The 18,742-nt window shown below is 57.3% G+C and carries 13 protein-coding genes; 7 read left to right on the forward strand and 6 right to left on the reverse strand.

Annotation, left to right across the window (positions count from 1 at the left end; all coding sequences use genetic code 11):
- Positions 1-3: 3 nt before the first annotated feature.
- The 3 genes from EY643_RS09345 to EY643_RS09355 all read right to left on the reverse strand — a co-directional run bounded on the left by EY643_RS09345 (position 4) and on the right by EY643_RS09355 (position 1,887).
- The gene (locus tag EY643_RS09345; protein WP_152661954.1) at positions 4-561 is read right to left on the reverse strand and encodes a Tll0287-like domain-containing protein; all 558 of its coding nucleotides are present in this window, start codon (positions 559-561) and stop codon (positions 4-6) included.
- A gap of 82 nt (positions 562-643) precedes the next feature.
- Positions 644-1,009 (reverse strand): YkvA family protein, encoded by a 366-nt coding sequence (locus EY643_RS09350; protein WP_152661955.1) that lies wholly within the window; start codon positions 1,007-1,009, stop codon positions 644-646.
- A gap of 5 nt (positions 1,010-1,014) precedes the next feature.
- Positions 1,015-1,887: a helix-turn-helix transcriptional regulator gene (locus tag EY643_RS09355; protein WP_152661956.1), complete on the reverse strand. Its 873-nt coding sequence runs from the start codon at positions 1,885-1,887 to the stop codon at positions 1,015-1,017.
- Between the two features lie 114 nt (positions 1,888-2,001).
- Here EY643_RS09355 and EY643_RS09360 point away from each other — a divergent pair, with 114 nt between their 5' ends.
- Positions 2,002-2,853 carry a hypothetical protein gene (locus tag EY643_RS09360; protein ID WP_152661957.1) on the forward strand — a complete coding sequence of 284 codons (852 nt, stop codon included), beginning with the start codon at positions 2,002-2,004 and terminating at the stop codon, positions 2,851-2,853.
- A gap of 34 nt (positions 2,854-2,887) precedes the next feature.
- The gene (locus tag EY643_RS09365) at positions 2,888-4,258 is read left to right on the forward strand and encodes an MATE family efflux transporter (RefSeq protein ID WP_152661958.1); all 1,371 of its coding nucleotides are present in this window, start codon (positions 2,888-2,890) and stop codon (positions 4,256-4,258) included.
- A gap of 20 nt (positions 4,259-4,278) precedes the next feature.
- Here EY643_RS09365 and EY643_RS09370 read toward each other — a convergent pair whose 3' ends face one another.
- Positions 4,279-5,205, reverse strand: a complete 927-nt coding sequence (locus EY643_RS09370) for a lysophospholipid acyltransferase family protein (RefSeq protein WP_240732877.1) — start codon at positions 5,203-5,205, stop codon at positions 4,279-4,281.
- A gap of 109 nt (positions 5,206-5,314) precedes the next feature.
- Between EY643_RS09370 and EY643_RS09375 the strand changes: the two genes are divergently transcribed.
- The 4 genes from EY643_RS09375 to EY643_RS09390 all read left to right on the forward strand — a co-directional run bounded on the left by EY643_RS09375 (position 5,315) and on the right by EY643_RS09390 (position 11,339).
- Entirely contained in the window at positions 5,315-6,205 is an 891-nt protein-coding gene (locus EY643_RS09375) for a transglutaminase-like domain-containing protein (protein ID WP_205743192.1), read from the forward strand.
- 89 nt (positions 6,206-6,294) lie between these two features.
- Positions 6,295-6,600, forward strand: coding sequence for a DUF1330 domain-containing protein (locus EY643_RS09380; RefSeq protein ID WP_152661960.1), 306 nt, complete (start codon positions 6,295-6,297; stop codon positions 6,598-6,600).
- Between the two features lie 78 nt (positions 6,601-6,678).
- On the forward strand, positions 6,679-10,323 hold the full coding sequence (gene nifJ / locus EY643_RS09385) for a pyruvate:ferredoxin (flavodoxin) oxidoreductase (RefSeq protein WP_152661961.1): 3,645 nt from the start codon (positions 6,679-6,681) through the stop codon (positions 10,321-10,323).
- A gap of 2 nt (positions 10,324-10,325) precedes the next feature.
- The gene (locus EY643_RS09390; RefSeq protein WP_152661962.1) at positions 10,326-11,339 is read left to right on the forward strand and encodes a dihydroorotate dehydrogenase-like protein; all 1,014 of its coding nucleotides are present in this window, start codon (positions 10,326-10,328) and stop codon (positions 11,337-11,339) included.
- A 3-nt stretch (positions 11,340-11,342) separates the two neighbouring features.
- Here the strand turns inward: EY643_RS09390 and EY643_RS09395 are convergent, their stop codons facing one another.
- A complete protein-coding gene (locus tag EY643_RS09395) occupies positions 11,343-12,995 on the reverse strand; it encodes an HAD-IB family hydrolase (RefSeq protein ID WP_205743193.1) in 1,653 nt (550 codons plus the stop codon).
- A gap of 20 nt (positions 12,996-13,015) precedes the next feature.
- On the opposite strand from EY643_RS09395, the gene hrpB reads away from it, so the two are divergent.
- Positions 13,016-15,571 (forward strand): ATP-dependent helicase HrpB, encoded by a 2,556-nt coding sequence (gene hrpB, locus EY643_RS09400; protein ID WP_152661964.1) that lies wholly within the window; start codon positions 13,016-13,018, stop codon positions 15,569-15,571.
- On the opposite strand, the gene EY643_RS09405 is transcribed toward hrpB, so the two are convergent.
- Entirely contained in the window at positions 15,568-18,741 is a 3,174-nt protein-coding gene (locus EY643_RS09405) for an efflux RND transporter permease subunit (RefSeq protein WP_152661965.1), read from the reverse strand. The two genes, hrpB and EY643_RS09405, sit on opposite strands and share 4 nt — an antisense overlap.
- Position 18,742: the final 1 nt, after the last annotated feature.

Consider the following 18,742-nt stretch of genomic DNA (forward strand, 5'->3'; position numbering starts at 1 on the left):
TTTCTAGCGGCTGATGGATTTGGTCAGGCTGATCGCCCCGCGCACCTGGCCGGCAGTGTAGCCGGTGGCCATGTCATCCGGATAATACAACTCCAGGGCTTCATTGACGGTCGGTGCCAGATCTTTGCCGTGACACATGAGGCACAGGCCTTCTGCGCCCTGGGCCTGGAGGTGGCGGTAGTGCGAGGGCGTGGTCTCGCTGTAGTGAATCGTCACTGGACTTTCTCCGGCTGCGGCGCGGCGGTCAAAATCCTCCAGCACCGCGCGCTCCCATTGGTCCGGAACTGCTCGGCTGGCGTTGCGCGACTTGAGGCTGACACGTTTGATGATCCACCCGGACTCTGCACTCAATGTATCTGCAATAAGCGGCGCCTGGTGAGAGCAGACTTCGATAGCCATGCCTGGCCCACCTTCTTCCATGGCCTGCTTGAGTTGTGGTTGTAAACGCCCGACAAATTCCTGGGCCAGCGATGCCGCCTCGTCATCCAGGGCTGTGGTGTGGGCGAGGGCACTGCAGAGGGTAAGTGCCAGTGTGGACACGACCGCGAAGGCTCTGTACATCAGGGGGCTCCTGTACTTGAACTGACAGCATAGGCGAGGGCCGCCCCGGCCGTATTGACTGAGGTCACGCCGGGCATGAGTTTCACGCACCGCTCTGTTCGTCATCGGAGCCAAACCAGCTCTCCAGCTTTGCTGCCGTCTTGGTCCTGACGTCGTCGTTGATATAGCGGGTGACAGCGGCAATGGCGAGAGCCAGTACGCCAAGGTCGTCGGCATAGCCAACGGCGGGAGTCAGGTCGGCAATGGCGTCGAGAGGGACAATGAAGTAGCCCAGAGCACCAGCGATAGTGGCCTTGGCCCAGGCAGGGGCTTCTTCCTCTTGCATCGCGTAGTACAGGAGAAGTGCTTTCTCTACGACTTCCCGACCGGCTGTCTTGGCGTACTGTTTCAGCTTGCTCCAGAAACCCGTGTCAGAGAATGCATCTTCATATTCGTTGTGTTCGCTCATGGTCGTTAACCGAATAGCCAGGGTTCGAGTTCGTCCCGATTCGCCACCACAATCTGCTGGGCGGTCGGGTCTTCGAATTGTTCACGGGGATTAATGTGCAGCAGGCGCAGGGCATAGGGTACCAATTTACCCCGGGTGGCGATCCGGAGCTCGCCTTTCTCCATGCCGTAGTCAGTTTCAACCACCTCGCGTTGAGCCGGGCTCAGGCGGGGGTCCGCGATAATGCGGATATCTGCAGGCGTGTTCCACTCGGTGTCATCGCCAGCGCCCTGAGATGATGTGTCCATCAACTCAGGAGTATCGCGGAAACGGCTGAGAACGAAATCGCGGTATTCCTGGTTTTTCTCACACCAGGCTCTCACATGCCAACGCAAGCCGGTGTATACCAGAGTGTGAGGGACGATGATGCGACCCTCGCGGTCAGGATTGTTCAGAGAGACGTAGTCGCAGTCCAGGCGGCGTTGTTGTCGTGCGGCCTGCATAATAGGCCGGAGCACCTCAGGTTTTACATCGCGAACAGGATGGTGGAGTACCTCGACATTGCCGACATTCAGAGCCAGTGATTCGAACATGTTCATGAGTTCGTTGTTGCGCGCCATCAGATGCAGATACTCATCGGCGAGCCCCTGCGTCACCTGCGGGGCAAACTCGGGGGTAGGCTTGTAGCCTTTGAGATACTTGTCGTATTCGAGATTGCCCTTGCCGACTTCGCGCAGGTAGTTGTTGATATCCTTGCTCGCTTGCTGCCTGCCAATGCCGAAAGTGTCACATAGATGGCGGGTGGTGAGGCGGCCCTCCCACAGGGCAATAGTTTCAATGTAGCGATATCGGAGGAGGAGGTCCCAGCGAAAGGGCCATTTTGAAGCTGCCTGCGGCATCGGATACTCCGTGATCGTAAATGAGAATGTACATGTATATCACAGGTACATGTCGTTTTTGTGGTCCAGGGTATATTATTTGAACCTCGCCCCCATTCTACTGTCAGTTCCTGCATGCCTTATCGCACTGCCCATATCCTCAGGCGCCTGCCGGTGCTTGCCCTGTGTCTATTGCTATTGTCACCCGGCGCGGCAGCCGTTCGCCTGTCAGAATGCCAGGGCAACTTTGAGGCTATCCGCGGCCCTGCATACAGTTTCTCCCTGCAGTCTGAGCGAGACGTGCTGCCCGCGGCGCAACTCGGCGACATTGAGGCGAGCGCCAACGCAATTTATCAACACTGGGCGGCGCTAATCGCGGCACCGGTGCCGTTTGTGGTGGATGTGCGTCTGGCGTTGTTCTCTGGCCTCGCTGATTTCGAGCAGCGCAAGATGGCGCTGGCGCCAGAACTACCGGATGTCACCGGCTTTTATGCCTGGGATGAACGATTAGCGGTCGCCCTGACGCATCCTACTCGACCAGAGCAAACTCGACGCAGGGCGCTACACGAGATTTCCCACCTCATTACCGTGTCGCAGCTCGGCGGCGCACCTCACTGGCTTGCGGAAGGACTGGCCGAAGTGCATGAAATGGTGGTGGTGACTGCTGATGGCCCGGAGTTTCAAGTGAATGAACGGCACCGTTCCTGGTTGACAGCTACTGATCAACAAGCACTGGCGGAGCTATTCCTGGCGCAGCCTGAGGCCTGGTATGCGTCTGATAGCCAGCGGCTCTATGCCTTGTCCTGGTCGCTGGTGTATTTTTTGCTGCAGAGCACTGAAGGCAGGGGAGCGCTGGGGTTTACCTTACAGCAAGCGTCCACGCATTCCTGTGGCAGCTACGATGCCAGCGCATTCTTGATCCGTGCCTACCCAGGCGGTGGCTCTGCGCTCGCCCGCGACTGGGCGCGCTGGTTGAGAACTGTATAATGCGCCCCTCTTTCGGGCCGCGACCGTCAACTCAATGAAGTTCCTGTCACTCACCACCTTGCGCGAACTCGCGCGCCTGTCGCTGCCCATGGTGGTGTCGCAGGGGACGTTCGCGGTGATGATTTTCACCGACCGCTGGTTTCTTTCAAGCCTGAGTTCTGCACATATAGCAGCGGCTCTGGGCGGTGGCGTTGCGGCCATGTTCTGTATGTCATTTTTCTCTGGACTGATCAGCTACGCCAATGCGCTGGTGGCGCAGTATCACGGCGCCGGCAAGATGGAGCGTTGCACCAAAGTGGTGACCCAGGGCTTTTACCTGACGCTGGCGACCGTGCCTGTGTTCGCGACAGTGGCGCTGCTTGCTGGAGGGCTCTTTGCCCGGTTGGGGCACGACCCAAGCCTGGTGCCTCTCGAGCGAGCCTATTTCTACACGTTGATGGCCGGTGGGCCACTGATGGTCGGTAAGACACTACTTGCCTGCTATTTCGTGGGTATTGGCCGTTCTCGCGTTGTCATGCTGGTGGATGTGGTTGGCATAGTGGTGAATATTCCGCTCACCTGGGCGCTGATTTTCGGCAAGTTCGGCTTGCCTGAACTGGGAATCGTCGGTGCGGGTATCGGCACGGTAACGGCCCAGGGCCTGGCGATTGTGCTGTTCCTGTTCTTCTATTTCGAGCGCGCGCATGTTTCCCAGTTTGCGGTAAAACGTTCATGGGGTTATGAGCCAGGGGTGATGAAGCGCTTTCTGCGGCTGGGCCTCCCCTCGGCCATGGAAGCGTTTATGAACACGGCGACGTTTAACGTCTTCCTGTTGATGTTTCAGTCCTACGGCGTCGCTGAGGGCGCGGCCATGGCCATCGTATTTAACTGGGACATGCTGTCGTTTGTACCCATGATCGGGCTGAGCATCGGGGTGACCACCCTGATTGGGCGCTCGGTAGGCGCCGGAGAAATCGATCGAGCTAACCAGATGATTTCTTCGGGCTTCATTATGGCTCTCGGCTATTCGGGAACCCTCGCGGTGCTTTTCTTTATATTCCGGGTTGAACTTATCGACGTGTTCTCTACTCCCGACGACGATTTTCAGCGCGTGCGCGAGTTGGGCCAGGCCATGATTGTGGGTTTGTGTTCCTATATGTTGGCGGATGCCACGATCCTGATTTCAGGCGGTGCGCTGCGTGGTGCAGGAGATACCCGCTGGGTAATGATTACCTCCACGTCCCTGCATATGGCGATGTTGGTGGCTCAATACTTTGTCATCGTCCAATGGCAGATGTCGCCACTGGTTTCCTGGTGGGTGTTTGTCACCATGCTGATAAGTATTGCGATATGCTTTGTCGCACGCCTGGGGGGAGGCCGCTGGCGGCGGCCTGAGCGACTTGCGCGAGTGATGGCCGAGCACTGACGCGCGCTTGCAGCGGGAAGCTACAGCGTCAGCAGGCGCCGTATCAAACCATCCTTACCCTGATTCTGGGCGCGGGCAACCAGCAGCTCGCCCAACTGCGTATCAATATTGTCCGCAACTTCCGCACGAATTTTTTCCAGCTGCCGTTTGCCCGGAGTGCGTCCCTTGAAAGCCGATAGATCGACCGGATCACCAAAACCGATGTAGCAGCGCTGGGGGCGAGGAAATAACGTTCCGAGTGCACCTCTGGGGATAGGTGGCAGCATGTCGGAGCGCGTGTTTTCATCGAGCATACCCGCGCGCTTGAGCACCTGACCCAGCCGCGAGTCAGGTATGTCTTCACCCTCGATCATATGGGCATAGAACTCGTCGGGTCCGACCACGCCGAAAGGCATGATGGTGTAGCCATGCCGGGCGGCCAGCTTCACAAACCCGTAGCGTTCCTTCCACTGCAGTTCATACATCTGGCGCGCTGGCTTGACTGCCTCGTGAGCGCCGCCGGGGAATACCATCAAATCGTGGCCTTCTTCCATCAGGGCGGCGCAAACCTCGGGGTGGCCCATGACTGGGCCAAAACGGACCAATCGATCGCCGATGGCAGGCACGGTGAACAGAAATTTGTCACCCAGGCCGCGGATAAAGCGTCCCAGTTCCTTCATCATGACCGGCCCCAGGACCCAGCCATCAAGTGCGAAAAGTGAGTGGTTGCCGACGAATAGACAGGGCTTGTCGGGAATATTATCGCCACCCATCACCACTGGGTTGAATAGCGCCTTGACCACGCGGTAGGAGTTCTCCAGCATCGGACCGCTGGGTGGTTCGACAGCGAGCGCCGCCTCTATATGCTGGGCCAGCGCCTCCTCTGTGCCTAGAGGTTGATTGTCTTTGTCGAAGATGGCCATGAAACGATTTACCAGAGAGAGTGAGCTGCTAGTATAGCTGTTCATATTGCTTGCTGGCAGTGACAGATTTCACAGAGGGTTGTTTATGGTTCGCGTGGTGTTTTTTCTGCTTGGTTTGTTTGGCAGTGCGTCGGGATTAACTGCTGAAACAAGAGTGTTCGAATTCAACTATCGAATGCTGGCCAATGAATTCCTCAGCACAGAGGCTGTGGATATCTATATCCCGCTGCCACTGGAAGACGGCAGTCAACGCATTCTCGAACAGACGATCCGCTCATCTATTCCCGGCGAGAGTGGAGTTGAGGCGCGCTATGGCAATGGCTACTTCCATATACATCGCCCTGCCAATATCAATAACCCGATAGACGCCGATCTCAGCTGGACCGTGGAGCGCCGCGTAGCGGGTGATGTAGATGAACCGCTGACGGCGCAAGAGCGAGAACAATTCCTTGCGCCCAACCAGTTGGTGCCCGTAGGGCATGAAGTGCTCGAGCCCATTCTGGCCGAGGTGCATGCGATGCGAGTGGATGAGTCGCCGGCGGCAACCGCAAGGGCGATTTACGATTGGGTGGTGGACAATGTCGAATATAAAAAGGTCGGCACCGGCTGGGGCAATGGCGATACTTTCTGGGCTTGCAGTGAGCGCTATGGCAACTGCACGGACTTTCACGCCCTGTTTATTTCACTGGCGCGCTCCGAGGGTATTCCGGCCCGGTTCGAAATCGGCTTTCCAGTGCCAGACTCACGCGAGGAGGGTGAAATCGGAGGCTATCACTGCTGGGTTCGCTTCCACTTGCCCGACAGGGGCTGGGTGCCAATTGACGCCTCCGAGGCGGCTAAAAACCCTGCACAGCGGGAACTGTTCTACGGCACTCAGCCAGCGGACAGAATCCATTTCTCAACCGGGCGTGATCTGGTGTTGACCGAGGCGAGCAAACGCCAACCCCTCAACTATTTTATCTACCCCTATGTCGAGCTTGGTGGAATTCCCTGGCGTGCCAAAGTAGAGACGAGCTTTTCGTTCCGCGAAGTCACAGGTGGCTGAACGGCAGTAAGTTGATCTGGCGCAATTCATTATTTTTCCCCGGCGTTACATTTGACACTGGCAGATTGTGACTTCATGCGGGGAAGCTCATGGCGGCCTACGCCATCGTAGACGTCCACATTTTCGATATCGCTGACTACCTCGACTACCAGCAGGCTCTCGGCCCCTTGTTGCGTGAGGCGGGTGCGCGATATCTCGCGCGCGGTGGTGAGTTTGAAGTTTTCGCCGGGCACATGCAGCCTGAGCGTTTGATTATTCTTGAGTTCCCTTCCCACGACAGGCTGCGCCAGTTCTTTCAGGGCGACGACTATCAGGCGCTTTTGCCGCAGCAGGAGGCCTGCTGCAGGGCTTGTGTGATCGGCGTTAGCGGCCTTCCGGAACCGACTCTCCCTTAAGCCTGATTCGGATCAATATCCCCGGGGCGATAGGCGCTTATAGTCAAACCTGTGCCATTGCCGTGCGAGGAATGCGCTATGAGTTCAGATGTGAGTTCAGTATCGAAAGCCGTAATCGACGGCAACCAGGCTGCCGCCACCATTGCCCACCTGTGCAATGAGGTGATCGCGATATACCCGATTACGCCATCATCCAATATGGGTGAGTTGGCAGATGAATGGTCGGCCAGTGGCCGGGTGAATCTGTGGGGAAGTGTACCAACGGTAGTCGAGATGCAGAGCGAGGGCGGAGCAGCCGGGGCCATTCACGGCGCTCTGCAAGCGGGCGCATTGTCGACGACGTTTACAGCCTCGCAGGGCCTTCTGCTGATGATCCCCAATATGTACAAGATTGCCGGCGAGCTGACGCCCACGGTCTTCCACATTGCGGCGCGTTCACTGGCTTGTCAGGGCTTGTCGATCTTCGGTGATCACTCGGATGTGATGTCTACTCGACAGACGGGCTTCGCCATGCTGGCGTCCAATTGCCCGCAAGAGGTCATGGACCTGGCGCTGGTTGCCCAGGCTGTAACTCTCGAGAGTCGAGTGCCTTTTCTGCACTTCTTCGACGGATTTCGTACCTCTCACGAAGTGGCAAAGATCGACACGCTGCCGGAAGATATTGTCCGGCGAATGATTGACGACAGCTGGATTCAAAACCATCGCGAGCGCGCTTTGTCGCCGGCCCATCCGGTATTGCGCGGCAGCTCCCAGAATCCCGATGTCTATTTCCAGGCCAGGGAGACCGTCAACCCCTACTATCAAAAGTTGCCATCTATGGTGCAGGCAGCGATGGATAAACTCGCGGGACTCACCGGCCGGCGCTACGAATTATTTGAGTATGTCGGAGCAGCAGATGCGGAGGATGTTGTTATCCTCATGGGGTCGGGGGCTGAAGCTGCACACGAGACTGTGGATCATCTCAACGCCGCTGGCCAGAATCTGGGTCTGTTGAAGGTGCGCTTGTATCGACCTTTCTCAGCGGAGCATATGCTGGCGGCCTTACCTGCAAGTACGCGACGTATTGCCGTGTTGGACCGCACCAAGGAGCCCGGCTCGGACGGCGAACCGCTGTATAAGGATGTTGTGACAGCGATCGCCCAAAATGTCTGCGGCAATAACCCTCGATTTGCATCAATGCCGCGGATTATTGGTGGGCGCTATGGGCTCTCATCGAAGGAGTTCACGCCCGGAATGATCCAGGCCGTTTTCTCAGAATTGGGGCGGGAGCGACCAAAGAATCCGTTCACCATCGGTATCCACGATGATCTCAGTCACACCAGCCTCGACTGGGATGAGAGCTTTCGCACGTGTGCCCATGACGATACATTTCAGGCAGTTTTTTATGGGCTGGGCAGCGATGGGACCGTGTCTGCGAACAAGAATACCATAAAGATTATTGGTGAAAGCACGGAGCTGGAGGCTCAGGGCTATTTTGTCTATGACTCGAAAAAATCCGGCGCTGTTACGATTTCTCATCTGCGCTTTGGCCCGGACCATATTCGTTCCAGCTATCTGATCGGGGCAGGGGACGCTCGCTTCGTTGGCTGCCACCAGCCGACGTTCCTGGAGAAATATGACGTGCTGGAATATGCTGCAAACGAGGCGGTATTCCTGCTCAATTCTCCCGCTACAGCAGATCAGGTATGGGAAACCCTGACACCTGAAGTGCAACAGCAAATGCTTGATAAGAACATCCGGTTTTTTGCCATCGACGCGTACGGTGTGGCCGAGCGAAGCGGTATGGGTAAGCGCATCAACACGATCATGCAGACCTGTTTCTTCGCAATTTCAGGCATATTGCCGCGGGATCAGGCCATTGCTTCGATCAAGGAAGCAGTAGTAAAAACCTACGGGAGAAAGGGGCGCCGAATCGTCGAGCTTAACAATCGTGCGATCGACGAAACTCTGGCATGCTTGCATGAGATTCCGTTGGGACAACCGACAGCAACTGCCGTTGCGCAGCCCGATCGCTTTGTCGGTGCTTCTGCGTTTGTCAAAGACGTTACCGCAGAAATTATCGCCGGTCGTGGTGACATGATAGCCGTCAGCCAGATGCCGGACGATGGTAGTTTTCCGCTGGGCACTGGCGCCTATGAAAAACGAAATCTAGCACTGGAGATTCCCGTATGGGATACCGAGCTCTGTACCCAGTGTGGTAAATGTCCTTTTGTGTGCCCGCACAGCGCCATTCGATCAAAAGTATTTCCCGCATCAGCGCTACAGGATGCGCCAATCGGGTTCAAGTCCGCCCCGGTGAAAGCCAAGGGGTATCCTGAGGGATACCACATCAGTTATCAGGTGGCTCCAGAGGACTGTACCGGCTGTACGCTCTGTGTAGATATCTGTCCGATACGCGACAAGTCCAATGTAAGCCGCAAAGCGCTTAATATGGCAGAGCAGAAGCCTTTGCTGGATAACGAGAGAGAGAACTGGGCGTTTTTTGTAGGCTTGCCTGAGTTTGATCGCCGCCAGCTCAAGCGCAACACGATCGCCGGGTCCATGGTGATGCAGCCTCTGTTCGAGTTTTCCGGCGCCTGCGTAGGCTGTGGTGAAACACCCTATGTGAAGTTGGTTTCACAACTTTTCGGCGACCGCATGTTAGTAGCTAACGCAACGGGTTGTTCCTCGATCTACGGCGGTAACCTGCCCACGACCCCCTGGGCGACGACGCCGGATGGGCGGGGCCCCGCCTGGTGCAACTCGCTGTTTGAAGACAATGCCGAATTCGGTCTTGGCATGCGTCTCGCAGTTGACCAACAGCGCCTGGCAGCCCGCGAGCAGTTGCAGCGGTTCGCGGAGGAGCTGGACAGTGATCTAGTGCTCGAGATACTGCACGCAGAGGAACACAGCGAAGCGGATATTTATGAGCAGCGGCAACGCATCGCTCAGCTCGATAGCGCATTGCAGGCCCTGGGCACGCCTGAAGCTCTCCGCCTGCTCTCATTGACAGAGAACCTGTGTCGTAAGTCGGTGTGGATTGTCGGCGGTGATGGCTGGGCCTACGATATCGGCTACGGCGGTGTAGATCATGTGCTAGCCAGTGGCGCCGACGTCAATCTGTTGGTTCTGGACACGGAGGTCTATTCCAATACTGGCGGGCAAACCTCTAAGGCCACGCCCCGTGGAGCGGTCGCCAAGTTTTCCTCTGCTGGCAAGGCGACAGGTAAGAAGGATCTGGCGTTGCTGGCGATGGAATATGAGAACGTCTACGTCGCGCGTGTGGCCTACGGAGCCAAGGACACGCAGACGCTGAACGCTCTGCTCGAGGCTGAGGCCCACCCGGGCCCCAGCCTGGTTATCGCGCTGTCACCCTGTATCGCGCACGGAGTGGATATGTCCTTCAACCATCGCCAGCAGGGGATGGCGGTGAACAGCGGGCACTGGCCGTTGTTTCGCTTCAATCCTGCCCAGATCGAAAAAGGGCGGCCGCCGATGAAGATGGACTCCAGGGCGCCGAGCATTCCCTATCGCGATTATGTCCAGACCGAGACCCGATTCAGCATGCTGTGGCATACGCACCCTGAGGTGGCTGAGTCGCTCGTTGAAGAGGAGCAGCGTTTCGTTAATCACCGCTATCACTACTATAAGCAGCTGTCGGAACTGGATTGGAGCGATGGCGAGGCTGTTGCCACTGCCAAGGCGGAACGCAAGATATCACCCAGCTCGGAAAAAGAGGTATAGATATGGCTGATCTCACAACGGAATACATGGGTCTGGCGCTGAAAAACCCTTTGGTACCGTCTTCTTCGCCGCTGAGCCGACATCTGGATTCGGCCAGGCGTCTCGAAGATGCTGGCGCGTCAGCGTTGGTCCTCCACTCGCTGTTTGAGGAGAAAATTGAAGAAGAGGACGCTCACTTTGATCGTTTCTACAATCAACAATCCCTCGGACACGGGGAGGCAGACAGCTTTCATCCGGTACCGGACAATCACGTCAGTTACGAGGAGAAGTACCTCGAGCACCTGAGCAGTGTTAAGCAGGCACTGGATATACCTGTAGTCGCCAGCCTGAACGGCACGACCCCTGGGGGCTGGGTGAGCTATGCCTCGGAGCTGGAAAAGGCTGGGGCAGATGCGCTGGAGTTGAATGTCTTTTACGTGCCGGCGTCTCCGAACGAGGATTGCTGCGCCGTAGAACAGCGCTACCTTGATGTACTGACAGCCGTTCGTGCCGAAGTACAGATTCCTATCGCGATGAAACTCTCGCCTCAGTTCAGCGCACTGGTGCATTTTGCCACTCGACTGGAAGCTGCAGGTGCAAATGGGCTGGTACTGTTCAATCGATTTTACCAGCCGGATATCGAGCTTGAAACTCTGGAGGTGACACCACAGCTGGAGCTTTCGAGTTCAGAGGAGTCCTTGTTGCGGATTCGGTGGCTGGCGATTCTGCATGGGAGGCTGCAATCATCGTTGGCGATCACTGGTGGGGTGCACAACACACGCGATGTGATCAAGTCATTGCTGGCAGGTGCGGATGTCACGCATATGTGCAGTGCCCTGTTGCGAAGAGGACCAGGTCATCTTGCGGTGGTGCTCAAATCGCTGGAAGAATGGCTGGACGAGCATGAGTACACTTCAGTTGCACAGCTAAAAGGGAGTGTTAGTCAGCGCACGGCAACCGACTCTGCAGCCTTTCTACGCGCGAACTATGTGTCCGTGCTGGACAGCTATCAACCGCCGCCCGGCGTGCGGTGGTAGCTGTCAGGCGCTCGCACTGAAGGGTAGGGCAGCAACAGGCGAGTTGTCGAGAACCGCAGAGTAGGTTTGCTCCAATTCTGCGCAGCATTTACGTATGCCGCGCATGTCTTCGGGCGCGATAGGCGGTAGCACGCTCACTCGAATAGTCGCCGAACGAATCACCTTGCCCCCTTTAGGCAAAGCATCCTTGACGTTGTGCAATACGATAGGTACCAATGGCACGCCGGCTTTACGGGCCAGAATGAACGCTCCCATCTTGAACGGCTGGACCTTGCCCAGTGTGCTGCGGGTGCCTTCGGGTGCAATTACCAATGAGCGTCCACTGGCGAGAACTTCCAGAGCGCGATGAATGACATCGCTCTGGTCCCGGTCATCGCGATCCACGAAGATGGTATCGACCTGCTTGAGCAGGGGACCAATGAGTGGGTTTGAGGCCATTTCTTTCTTACACAGGGCGACCACGTCGTCGCGCAGGAGGTGGGCCATTACCATGGAGTCGAGCAGACTCTGGTGATTGAAGACGTACACCGCTGGTCGCTGGGAACGCAGGTGTTCACGCCCATCAACTTCGTATTCCAGCCCTGCAATGCCTGAACCAATGTCACCGAATAATCGGGTAAGGCGGTTGGCATTGTTCAGTCTCGAAGTTCCAAGTGCGAGTGAGGCCCGTCCGGCCAGTGTCGTTGTGAGCAGCGCCTGGGCGACTGCGCCTGTGCGCGCAATCTGCTCGATGCCCGGTTGTCCGCGGCTGGAAAATTCGAGCTGTGGCCACTTGTGATTGCGCGCGTGGACGGCGAGCTTGTCTGAGGCATTGACCGCGACAGGATGGCCCACAGCCTGCAAAAGTGGCAGGTCTGCACTTGAATCTGTGTAGAACCAGCTGCGCGACAGTGTTGCTTTCTGTTGCCGGACTACCCGGCGTGCTGAGAGACTTTTCCCCTCGCCATAACACAGCGGCGCAACGACCTCGCCTGTGAAGCAGCCGTTTTGTACCTCGAGTTGAGTACAGCAGATTTCATCCACGCCGAGGATATCTGCGAGCGGCTCGACCTGGTAACGCGTTGCAGCAGTGACAATAACAAGGTAGTCGCCAGCGTTGCGATGCGTTTCTATCAACTCGATGGCTTCGCGGTATAGGGTGCGCTCGAGGTGTCGGGAGCAGGCGCGTTGGCCGAGGTCGGTCAGGGTGGCCTCGGACAGGCCGGTGATCGCGCGAGCGACGCGTTTTACCACCCGGTGATAGTTGCCGCCGGCCGGGTCGACTTTTTGCCGAACCACATCTCTGATGAGCCTGGCCGACTGACGTAAGTCACCCGTGGAGGCTGCATGGCGAGCTGTTTCTTGAGCCAGAGCCATGATCGAGTAGCCACTGATCAGGGTACGATCGAGGTCAAAGAATGCAACGCGCCTCCCGGCGCCATGTTGCAGCGAGGGGATCTTGTCGAGGTGTTCACTGAACGGGGTCATTTGTTCCTCCTCGGAAGACATGAGTGCAGTGCAAAATTTGTACAGCAATAAGCTTGCCAGCCCCACAACTCTGGCCTGATTACGTGACAAGGCGATGACATGATCAAAAATCGTGCCGATATTCCCGAGCGATGCACCGAAATGGTGCGAACTGAGATTGAGTTCACGCTGCCGTGGCGGGCGATGCACCGCTTGGTTAAGATGACGGTATGACCATTCCCGCCGCTGACGACCTGCCTATCGGTAAGGTTCTGACTGAACTCATCCTGACTCTTGCAGGGCGCAATGAGGTTGTATTGCAGGCACCGCCCGGCGCAGGTAAAACAACGATAGTCCCGTTGGCTCTGCTCAACGAGCGCTGGCTGGCTGGGCGCAAAATCCTGATGCTGGAACCACGGCGCATGGCTGCCCGAGCCGCCGCCACACGCATGGCGCAGTTGCTCGGTGAGAAGGTCGGCCACACCGTTGGCTACCGCATCCGGCTGGATGCCTGTGTCTCTGCTGCCACCCGTATCGAAGTCATCACCGAAGGCATTCTCACCCGTCGGCTGCAAAGTGACCCAGGCCTTGAGGATGTCGGCCTTGTTATATTCGATGAATTTCACGAACGCAGTCTCGACTCAGACTTGTGCCTCGCCCTCTGTCAGCAGGGCAGGGAATTATTCAGGGAAGGTAGCGCCCTCAAGCTGTTGGTGATGTCAGCAACCCTGGATGGAGCGGCGGTGGCTGAGTTGCTCGATAACGCGCCGCTAATCACCTCAGAGGGTCGCCAGCATCCTGTGACCACCCATTTTGGTCGCACCCTGAAATTACAGGAGCCGATCGCCCCGCTGGTTGCCAATACAGTGGTGGAAGCGTTATTGGCGGCAGAAGGCAGTGCCCTGGTGTTTCTCCCCGGGCAACGGGAGATTCGCGCGGTAGCATTAGCCTTGGCTGAGCGGCTCCCACCCGCTGCGGGGCAGGTGGATATTTGTCCACTCTATGGCAGCCTGAAACTCGAGCAACAGCAGCGTGCCATTGAACCGGCTGCCACAGGCCGTCGCAAGGTGGTTCTGGCCACTAACGTCGCGGAAACCAGTCTCACGATCGAGGGCGTGAATATCGTGGTCGATTCGGGCCTCGCGCGCGAAGCGAGCTTTGACCCGGTCACGGGGACAAGCCGGCTAGTGACCCGGCGAATATCAAAGGCCTCGGCAGAACAGCGCCGGGGCCGGGCAGGGCGCCTGGGGCCGGGGCACTGCTATCGACTCTGGTCGCACGAGCAGCAGGATCGCATCGTCGGTCACAGCAGTCCTGAAATATTGCAGGCAGACCTGGCGCCTCTGGCGCTTCAACTGTTGGCCTGGGGGGCGAGTGCGCCCGGTGAATTGAACTGGCTTGATGAGCCGCCATTACCGGCGTGGGAGCAGGCCCTCGCGGTGCTGGAACAGTGTAGTGCCGTGTTTACCAATGCCCAGAGTGGCCTGCAATTAACGCCTCATGGGGTGCGCCTGGCGCAGGTGCCTCTGCACCCCCGGCTCGCGCATATGCTGCTGGTGGGTTGTGATATCAATGCGCGGGAAACAGCGTGCCTGCTGGCGGCCGTACTTTCCGAGCGTAATCCGATGGGTAGTGACGGCGCGGACATAGGTGATGTGGTTGCACTGCTGATGGGAGACCGAAAGTGTCCGCAGAAGCTGCAGGGTTGGTTTAAGCGTGTTTGGCAACTCGCGCGCCGTTACGCCCGTATTGCGACAGAAGTGCATGCCCCGCGGGGGCCCGGCATCGAAGTTCCCCCTGAAGATGTCTGTGGCATCCTGTTGGCCAGCGCCTACCCTGACCGTATCGCTCGGCGCCGCAGTGAGGGTGGCTTTCAACTGGCAAATGGGCGCAGTGCCAGAATCATCGCCTCGGATCCGCTGTCATCCGAACAGTGGCTCGCAGTTGCCGACATCGGCGGCGAGCGCGACAGCACTAGCGACAGGATTTTCAGCGCTACCCGGCTCAGCGCGAGGGCCTTCGAGGGCATTCTCTCCGATCTGGTGAGGCGCGAGGAGTTGGTTGAATGGAATCAACGTGCCGAACGTTTTACCGCTCAACGGCGGCAGATGATCGGGGCCATCGAGTTGACCTCGGAGCCGTTGCTGGAGGTGTCCGCCGAGGCGAGGACGAAAGCCTTGCTCGGTGTGGTGCGGCGCCGAGGCCTGCAAATGCTGCCCTGGGACAGTCAGACGGAGCAGTGGCGCGCGCGCGTCCAGCTCTTGCATGACAGTTTCAGTCAGGAAGAAAATTCGCCCTGGCCGGACTTGAGCGACGCAGCACTGCTCGCACAGCTGGAAGAGTGGCTGGGGCCCTGGCTGGACCCGATTCGCAAGTTGGATGATTTCGCCAGGCTCGATCTCAAGGCGATTTTAACCGGCATGCTGGCCTGGCCGCTGCCGTTGGATCTCGAGCGGCTCGCGCCCGAGCGGCTCTCCGTACCTTCCGGGTCCTCTATTCGTATCGACTATACCCAGACCCCGCCAGTATTGGCGGTAAAACTGCAGGAAATGTTTGGCTGCGAAGATACGCCCAGTGTCGCCGGTGGCAGGGTTCCATTGATGATTCACTTGCTGTCGCCCGCCCAGCGGCCGCTGCAGATTACCCAGGATCTAGCTGGATTCTGGCGCGGCAGTTATCAGGATGTGAAAAAGGATATGAAAGGGCGCTATCCCAAGCACCCCTGGCCGGAAAATCCACTCGAAGCCCCGGCCACTCGGTACACCAAGCAGCGCAGCGGTGTTTAGTCAGCCAGCTGTTTGACCGGTGGGCTTTTACGTTCTTTACCCAGCAGCTGCAGGATGTCTTCCTGAATCATATATAAACAGGGCACCAGGAACAGGGTGATGATGGTTCCCATCAGCACACCAAAGGCCAGTGAAGCCGACATCGGTCGGAACATAAGCAATGAAATACTCTTTTCGGCCATCAATGGCGCCAGTCCGATAAAGGTAGTGACACTGGTCAGGACAATCGGGCGAAACCGCACCGTGCCCGCGTGGGTAATCGCATAGTAAAGATCCTGCCCGGCGTCCCTTTGCTTGTTGATATAGTCGACGAGTACCAGGCTCGAATTCACCACGACACCGGAGAGCGCGATAATTCCCAGCAGTGAGAAAAATACCAGATCTATCCCCAGTATCAGGTGGCCGATAATCGCCCCTACAACGCCGAAGGGTATAACGCTCATGATAACCAGAGGCTGCAGATACGATTTCAATGGGATGGCGAGTAAGGCATAAATGATCAACATCGCAACTGCCGCCAACGAGATGAGCCCGCCTATGGATTCACTGCGTGACTCTGCTTCGCCAGCAAGCCCGTAGCTGACACCGGGATAGCGTTGCAGAATCTCTGTTAATTCAGACTGCTTTAACGACTCGAGCACAGCCTCAGGCGAAGTCACATTGCGATTCACATCAGCGATAACTCTTACAACGCGCTGACCATCCGTGCGCTGGATGGTGGTGTAGCCGCGGCCGAGAGTTACCTCTGCCACTGAACTGAAGGGGACCTCAGTTCCGTCCGCGGTGCGGATACGCATGCCCTCGAGATCGCCCAGCGATTTCCGCTGTTCCTCGGGGTAGCGCACCATCACCTTAATGTCGTCTTTGCCACGCTGAATTCGCTGGGCCTCGTAGCCGTAGAACGCCTGGCGTACTTGTGAACCCAGATCTTTCATCGTCAATCCCAGGCTGCGGGCCTCAGGCTTGAGCTTGAGCTGGACTTCCTGTTTGCCTGCACGGAAGGTGTCGGTGATGTCGATCACCCCTGCGTAGGTTTCCAGTGCCGCGCGTAACTCAGCAGCGACGGAGCGTAACTGGTCGAAATCAGGGCCAAATATTTCAATATCGATGGCATCGCCCGCGCCAAAAGCGGCAGCGTCGAAAGTCTGTTCGACGGCGTCGGGAATTGCGCCGGTCAACTCTCGCCAGCGGTTGGCGTAGGAGGCTGTTGATATGCCGTGGTAGTCCGGGGGTAGGTTGAGCTCAATGCCCACTTCTGCCACGTTGCTCTGGCCACTGCCGGAGGAGCCTATTGAACCCTTGGGGAGAGCGCCGCCCAATACAGAATAGATATGGTTGATCCCGCTAGCTTCACCCTGTTCATTGTCGGCATCGAGTTCACGCCGCAGCTTCTCGGCGGAAGCCTCCAGTTGTTTGACGGCCTCTTCGGTCCGCTCTATGGGGGTGCCCTCGGGCAGCGTAATCGATGCGTACAGCCTGGGGCCTTCTACCGGTGGGAAGAATTGCATTTCGAGGCGGCCGCTACTGAAACCCGCCATTGTCACCGCAAGCACTACGATACCTGCGGCAGCGGTGAGATAGCGCCATTCCAATGCGATGTTCACCGCAGGTTGATAGTAGCGTTTCGCGAACACAAGCAGGCTGCCGGAAATTTTGTCTTGCAGGCGCAGCCAGCGATCGACCAGCGGGTGATCCCCTGTTTCCTTTTCAGCTTTCCGGTGGGCCAGATGAACGGGAAGAATCATCTGGGACTCTACTACGCTGAAAAACAGCGCGATGATGACCGTCGCGCCGATCGACATGGCGAAACCGCTCATATCTCCAGGCACCAGTAGAATCGGGAGAAACGTGGTCATGGTCGTAAGAACGCCGAAAACCACAGGAATCGAGACTTCCTGGGTGCCGTCTATGGCTGCCGTATTGCGATCCTTGCCGAGTTGTTCGTGCGCATAAACCCTTTCGCCCACGACGATGGCGTCATCAACCAGAATACCCAACGCCAGAATAAAACCCATGATCGACATCGTGCTTATGGAGATACCAAAAGCCGGGAAGGTTGCGATGGTACCTAGCATCGCTACCGGAATGCCGGCGGCGACCCACAAAGCCAGGCGAAAGCGGAGGAAAAGGGTGAGTACCAGCAGCACGAGTAACAATCCGCTGCGGGCGTTTTTCAGCAATGTCTCCACGCGATTTTCGAGATCCTGCGATTCGTCCTGCCAGACCAGTAGTTCAATGCCTTCGGGGACTTCCAATCGCTTTCGTTCCAGATATGCCGTTACTTGTTCCGCAATTAGCAGAATATCTTCCTCGCCAATGCGGGACACCTTTATTGCGACGGAGGGTTCACCGTCCAGCCGTGAATAGAGGTCTGAATCTTGGAACCCATCAATGACAGTGGCGATATCGCCTACCGTCAGCAGAGTGCCGTCGGTTCTGGTCAGGACGACAATGTCTTCGAATTCCTGCGCCCGATAGGCCTGGCCAATAGTTCGCAACAATATTTCCCCGCCATCGGTTTTTAGCGAGCCGCCGGGTACGTCCAGTGAGCTGTTGCTGATAGCCTCGCCAACCTCTTTTAGCGTAAGGCCGTGTCGGCGCAAGGTCTGCTCGGATACCTCGATGGAGATTTCATACGGCCGGGAGTAGAGCAGATCTACCTGGGACACTTCCGGTAGCGCAGCAATGTCGTCACGAATTTGCTGGCCCAGTAAGCGCAAGGTGTGCTCGTCGGCGTGGCCGGCAACGGCGATCTGCAGCACTGTAGCTGTAATGGTGACTTCTGCGCTGATCGGTTTTTCAGTTTCCGAGGGGAAGGAGTCGATCGCATCGACCTTACTCTTGATGTCATTTGCGATTTTGTTTTTATCGACGCCATCAATGAGCTCGATCAAAACCGAGCAATAGCCTTCGGAGGCGGTGGATTTGATCGTGTCCACTCCCTCGCTGCCGCGCACAGCTTCTTCAATTCTGACGCAGACGGCTGTTTCGACTTCTTCCGGTGCCGCGCCGAGATAGGGCACTTGAACCCGCACAGCGTCGACTGCCATGTTCGGGAATTCTTCCTGGTGAATCCTCGGCAGTGCGAGCAAGCCACTGACGACAAGGATCAGCATTAGCAGGTTGGCCGCAACCGGGTTGTAGACGAACCAGGCAATAATTCTGTGCATG

The sequence above is a fragment of the Halioglobus maricola genome (assembly GCF_009388985.1).
GTDB lineage: Bacteria > Pseudomonadota > Gammaproteobacteria > Pseudomonadales > Halieaceae > Halioglobus > Halioglobus maricola.

Coding starts and splice junctions, on each gene's coding strand:
- hrpB (WP_152661964.1), top strand. CDS start 13,016: ATGACCATTCCCGCCGCTGACGACCTGCCTATCGGTAAGGTTCTGACT.
- EY643_RS09365 (WP_152661958.1), top strand. CDS start 2,888: ATGAAGTTCCTGTCACTCACCACCTTGCGCGAACTCGCGCGCCTGTCG.
- EY643_RS09345 (WP_152661954.1), bottom strand. CDS start 561: ATGTACAGAGCCTTCGCGGTCGTGTCCACACTGGCACTTACCCTCTGC.
- EY643_RS09350 (WP_152661955.1), bottom strand. CDS start 1,009: ATGAGCGAACACAACGAATATGAAGATGCATTCTCTGACACGGGTTTC.
- EY643_RS09370 (WP_240732877.1), bottom strand. CDS start 5,205: ATGAACAGCTATACTAGCAGCTCACTCTCTCTGGTAAATCGTTTCATG.
- EY643_RS09360 (WP_152661957.1), top strand. CDS start 2,002: ATGCCTTATCGCACTGCCCATATCCTCAGGCGCCTGCCGGTGCTTGCC.
- EY643_RS09355 (WP_152661956.1), bottom strand. CDS start 1,887: ATGCCGCAGGCAGCTTCAAAATGGCCCTTTCGCTGGGACCTCCTCCTC.
- nifJ (WP_152661961.1), top strand. CDS start 6,679: ATGAGTTCAGATGTGAGTTCAGTATCGAAAGCCGTAATCGACGGCAAC.
- EY643_RS09380 (WP_152661960.1), top strand. CDS start 6,295: ATGGCGGCCTACGCCATCGTAGACGTCCACATTTTCGATATCGCTGAC.
- EY643_RS09390 (WP_152661962.1), top strand. CDS start 10,326: ATGGCTGATCTCACAACGGAATACATGGGTCTGGCGCTGAAAAACCCT.
- EY643_RS09405 (WP_152661965.1), bottom strand. CDS start 18,741: ATGCACAGAATTATTGCCTGGTTCGTCTACAACCCGGTTGCGGCCAAC.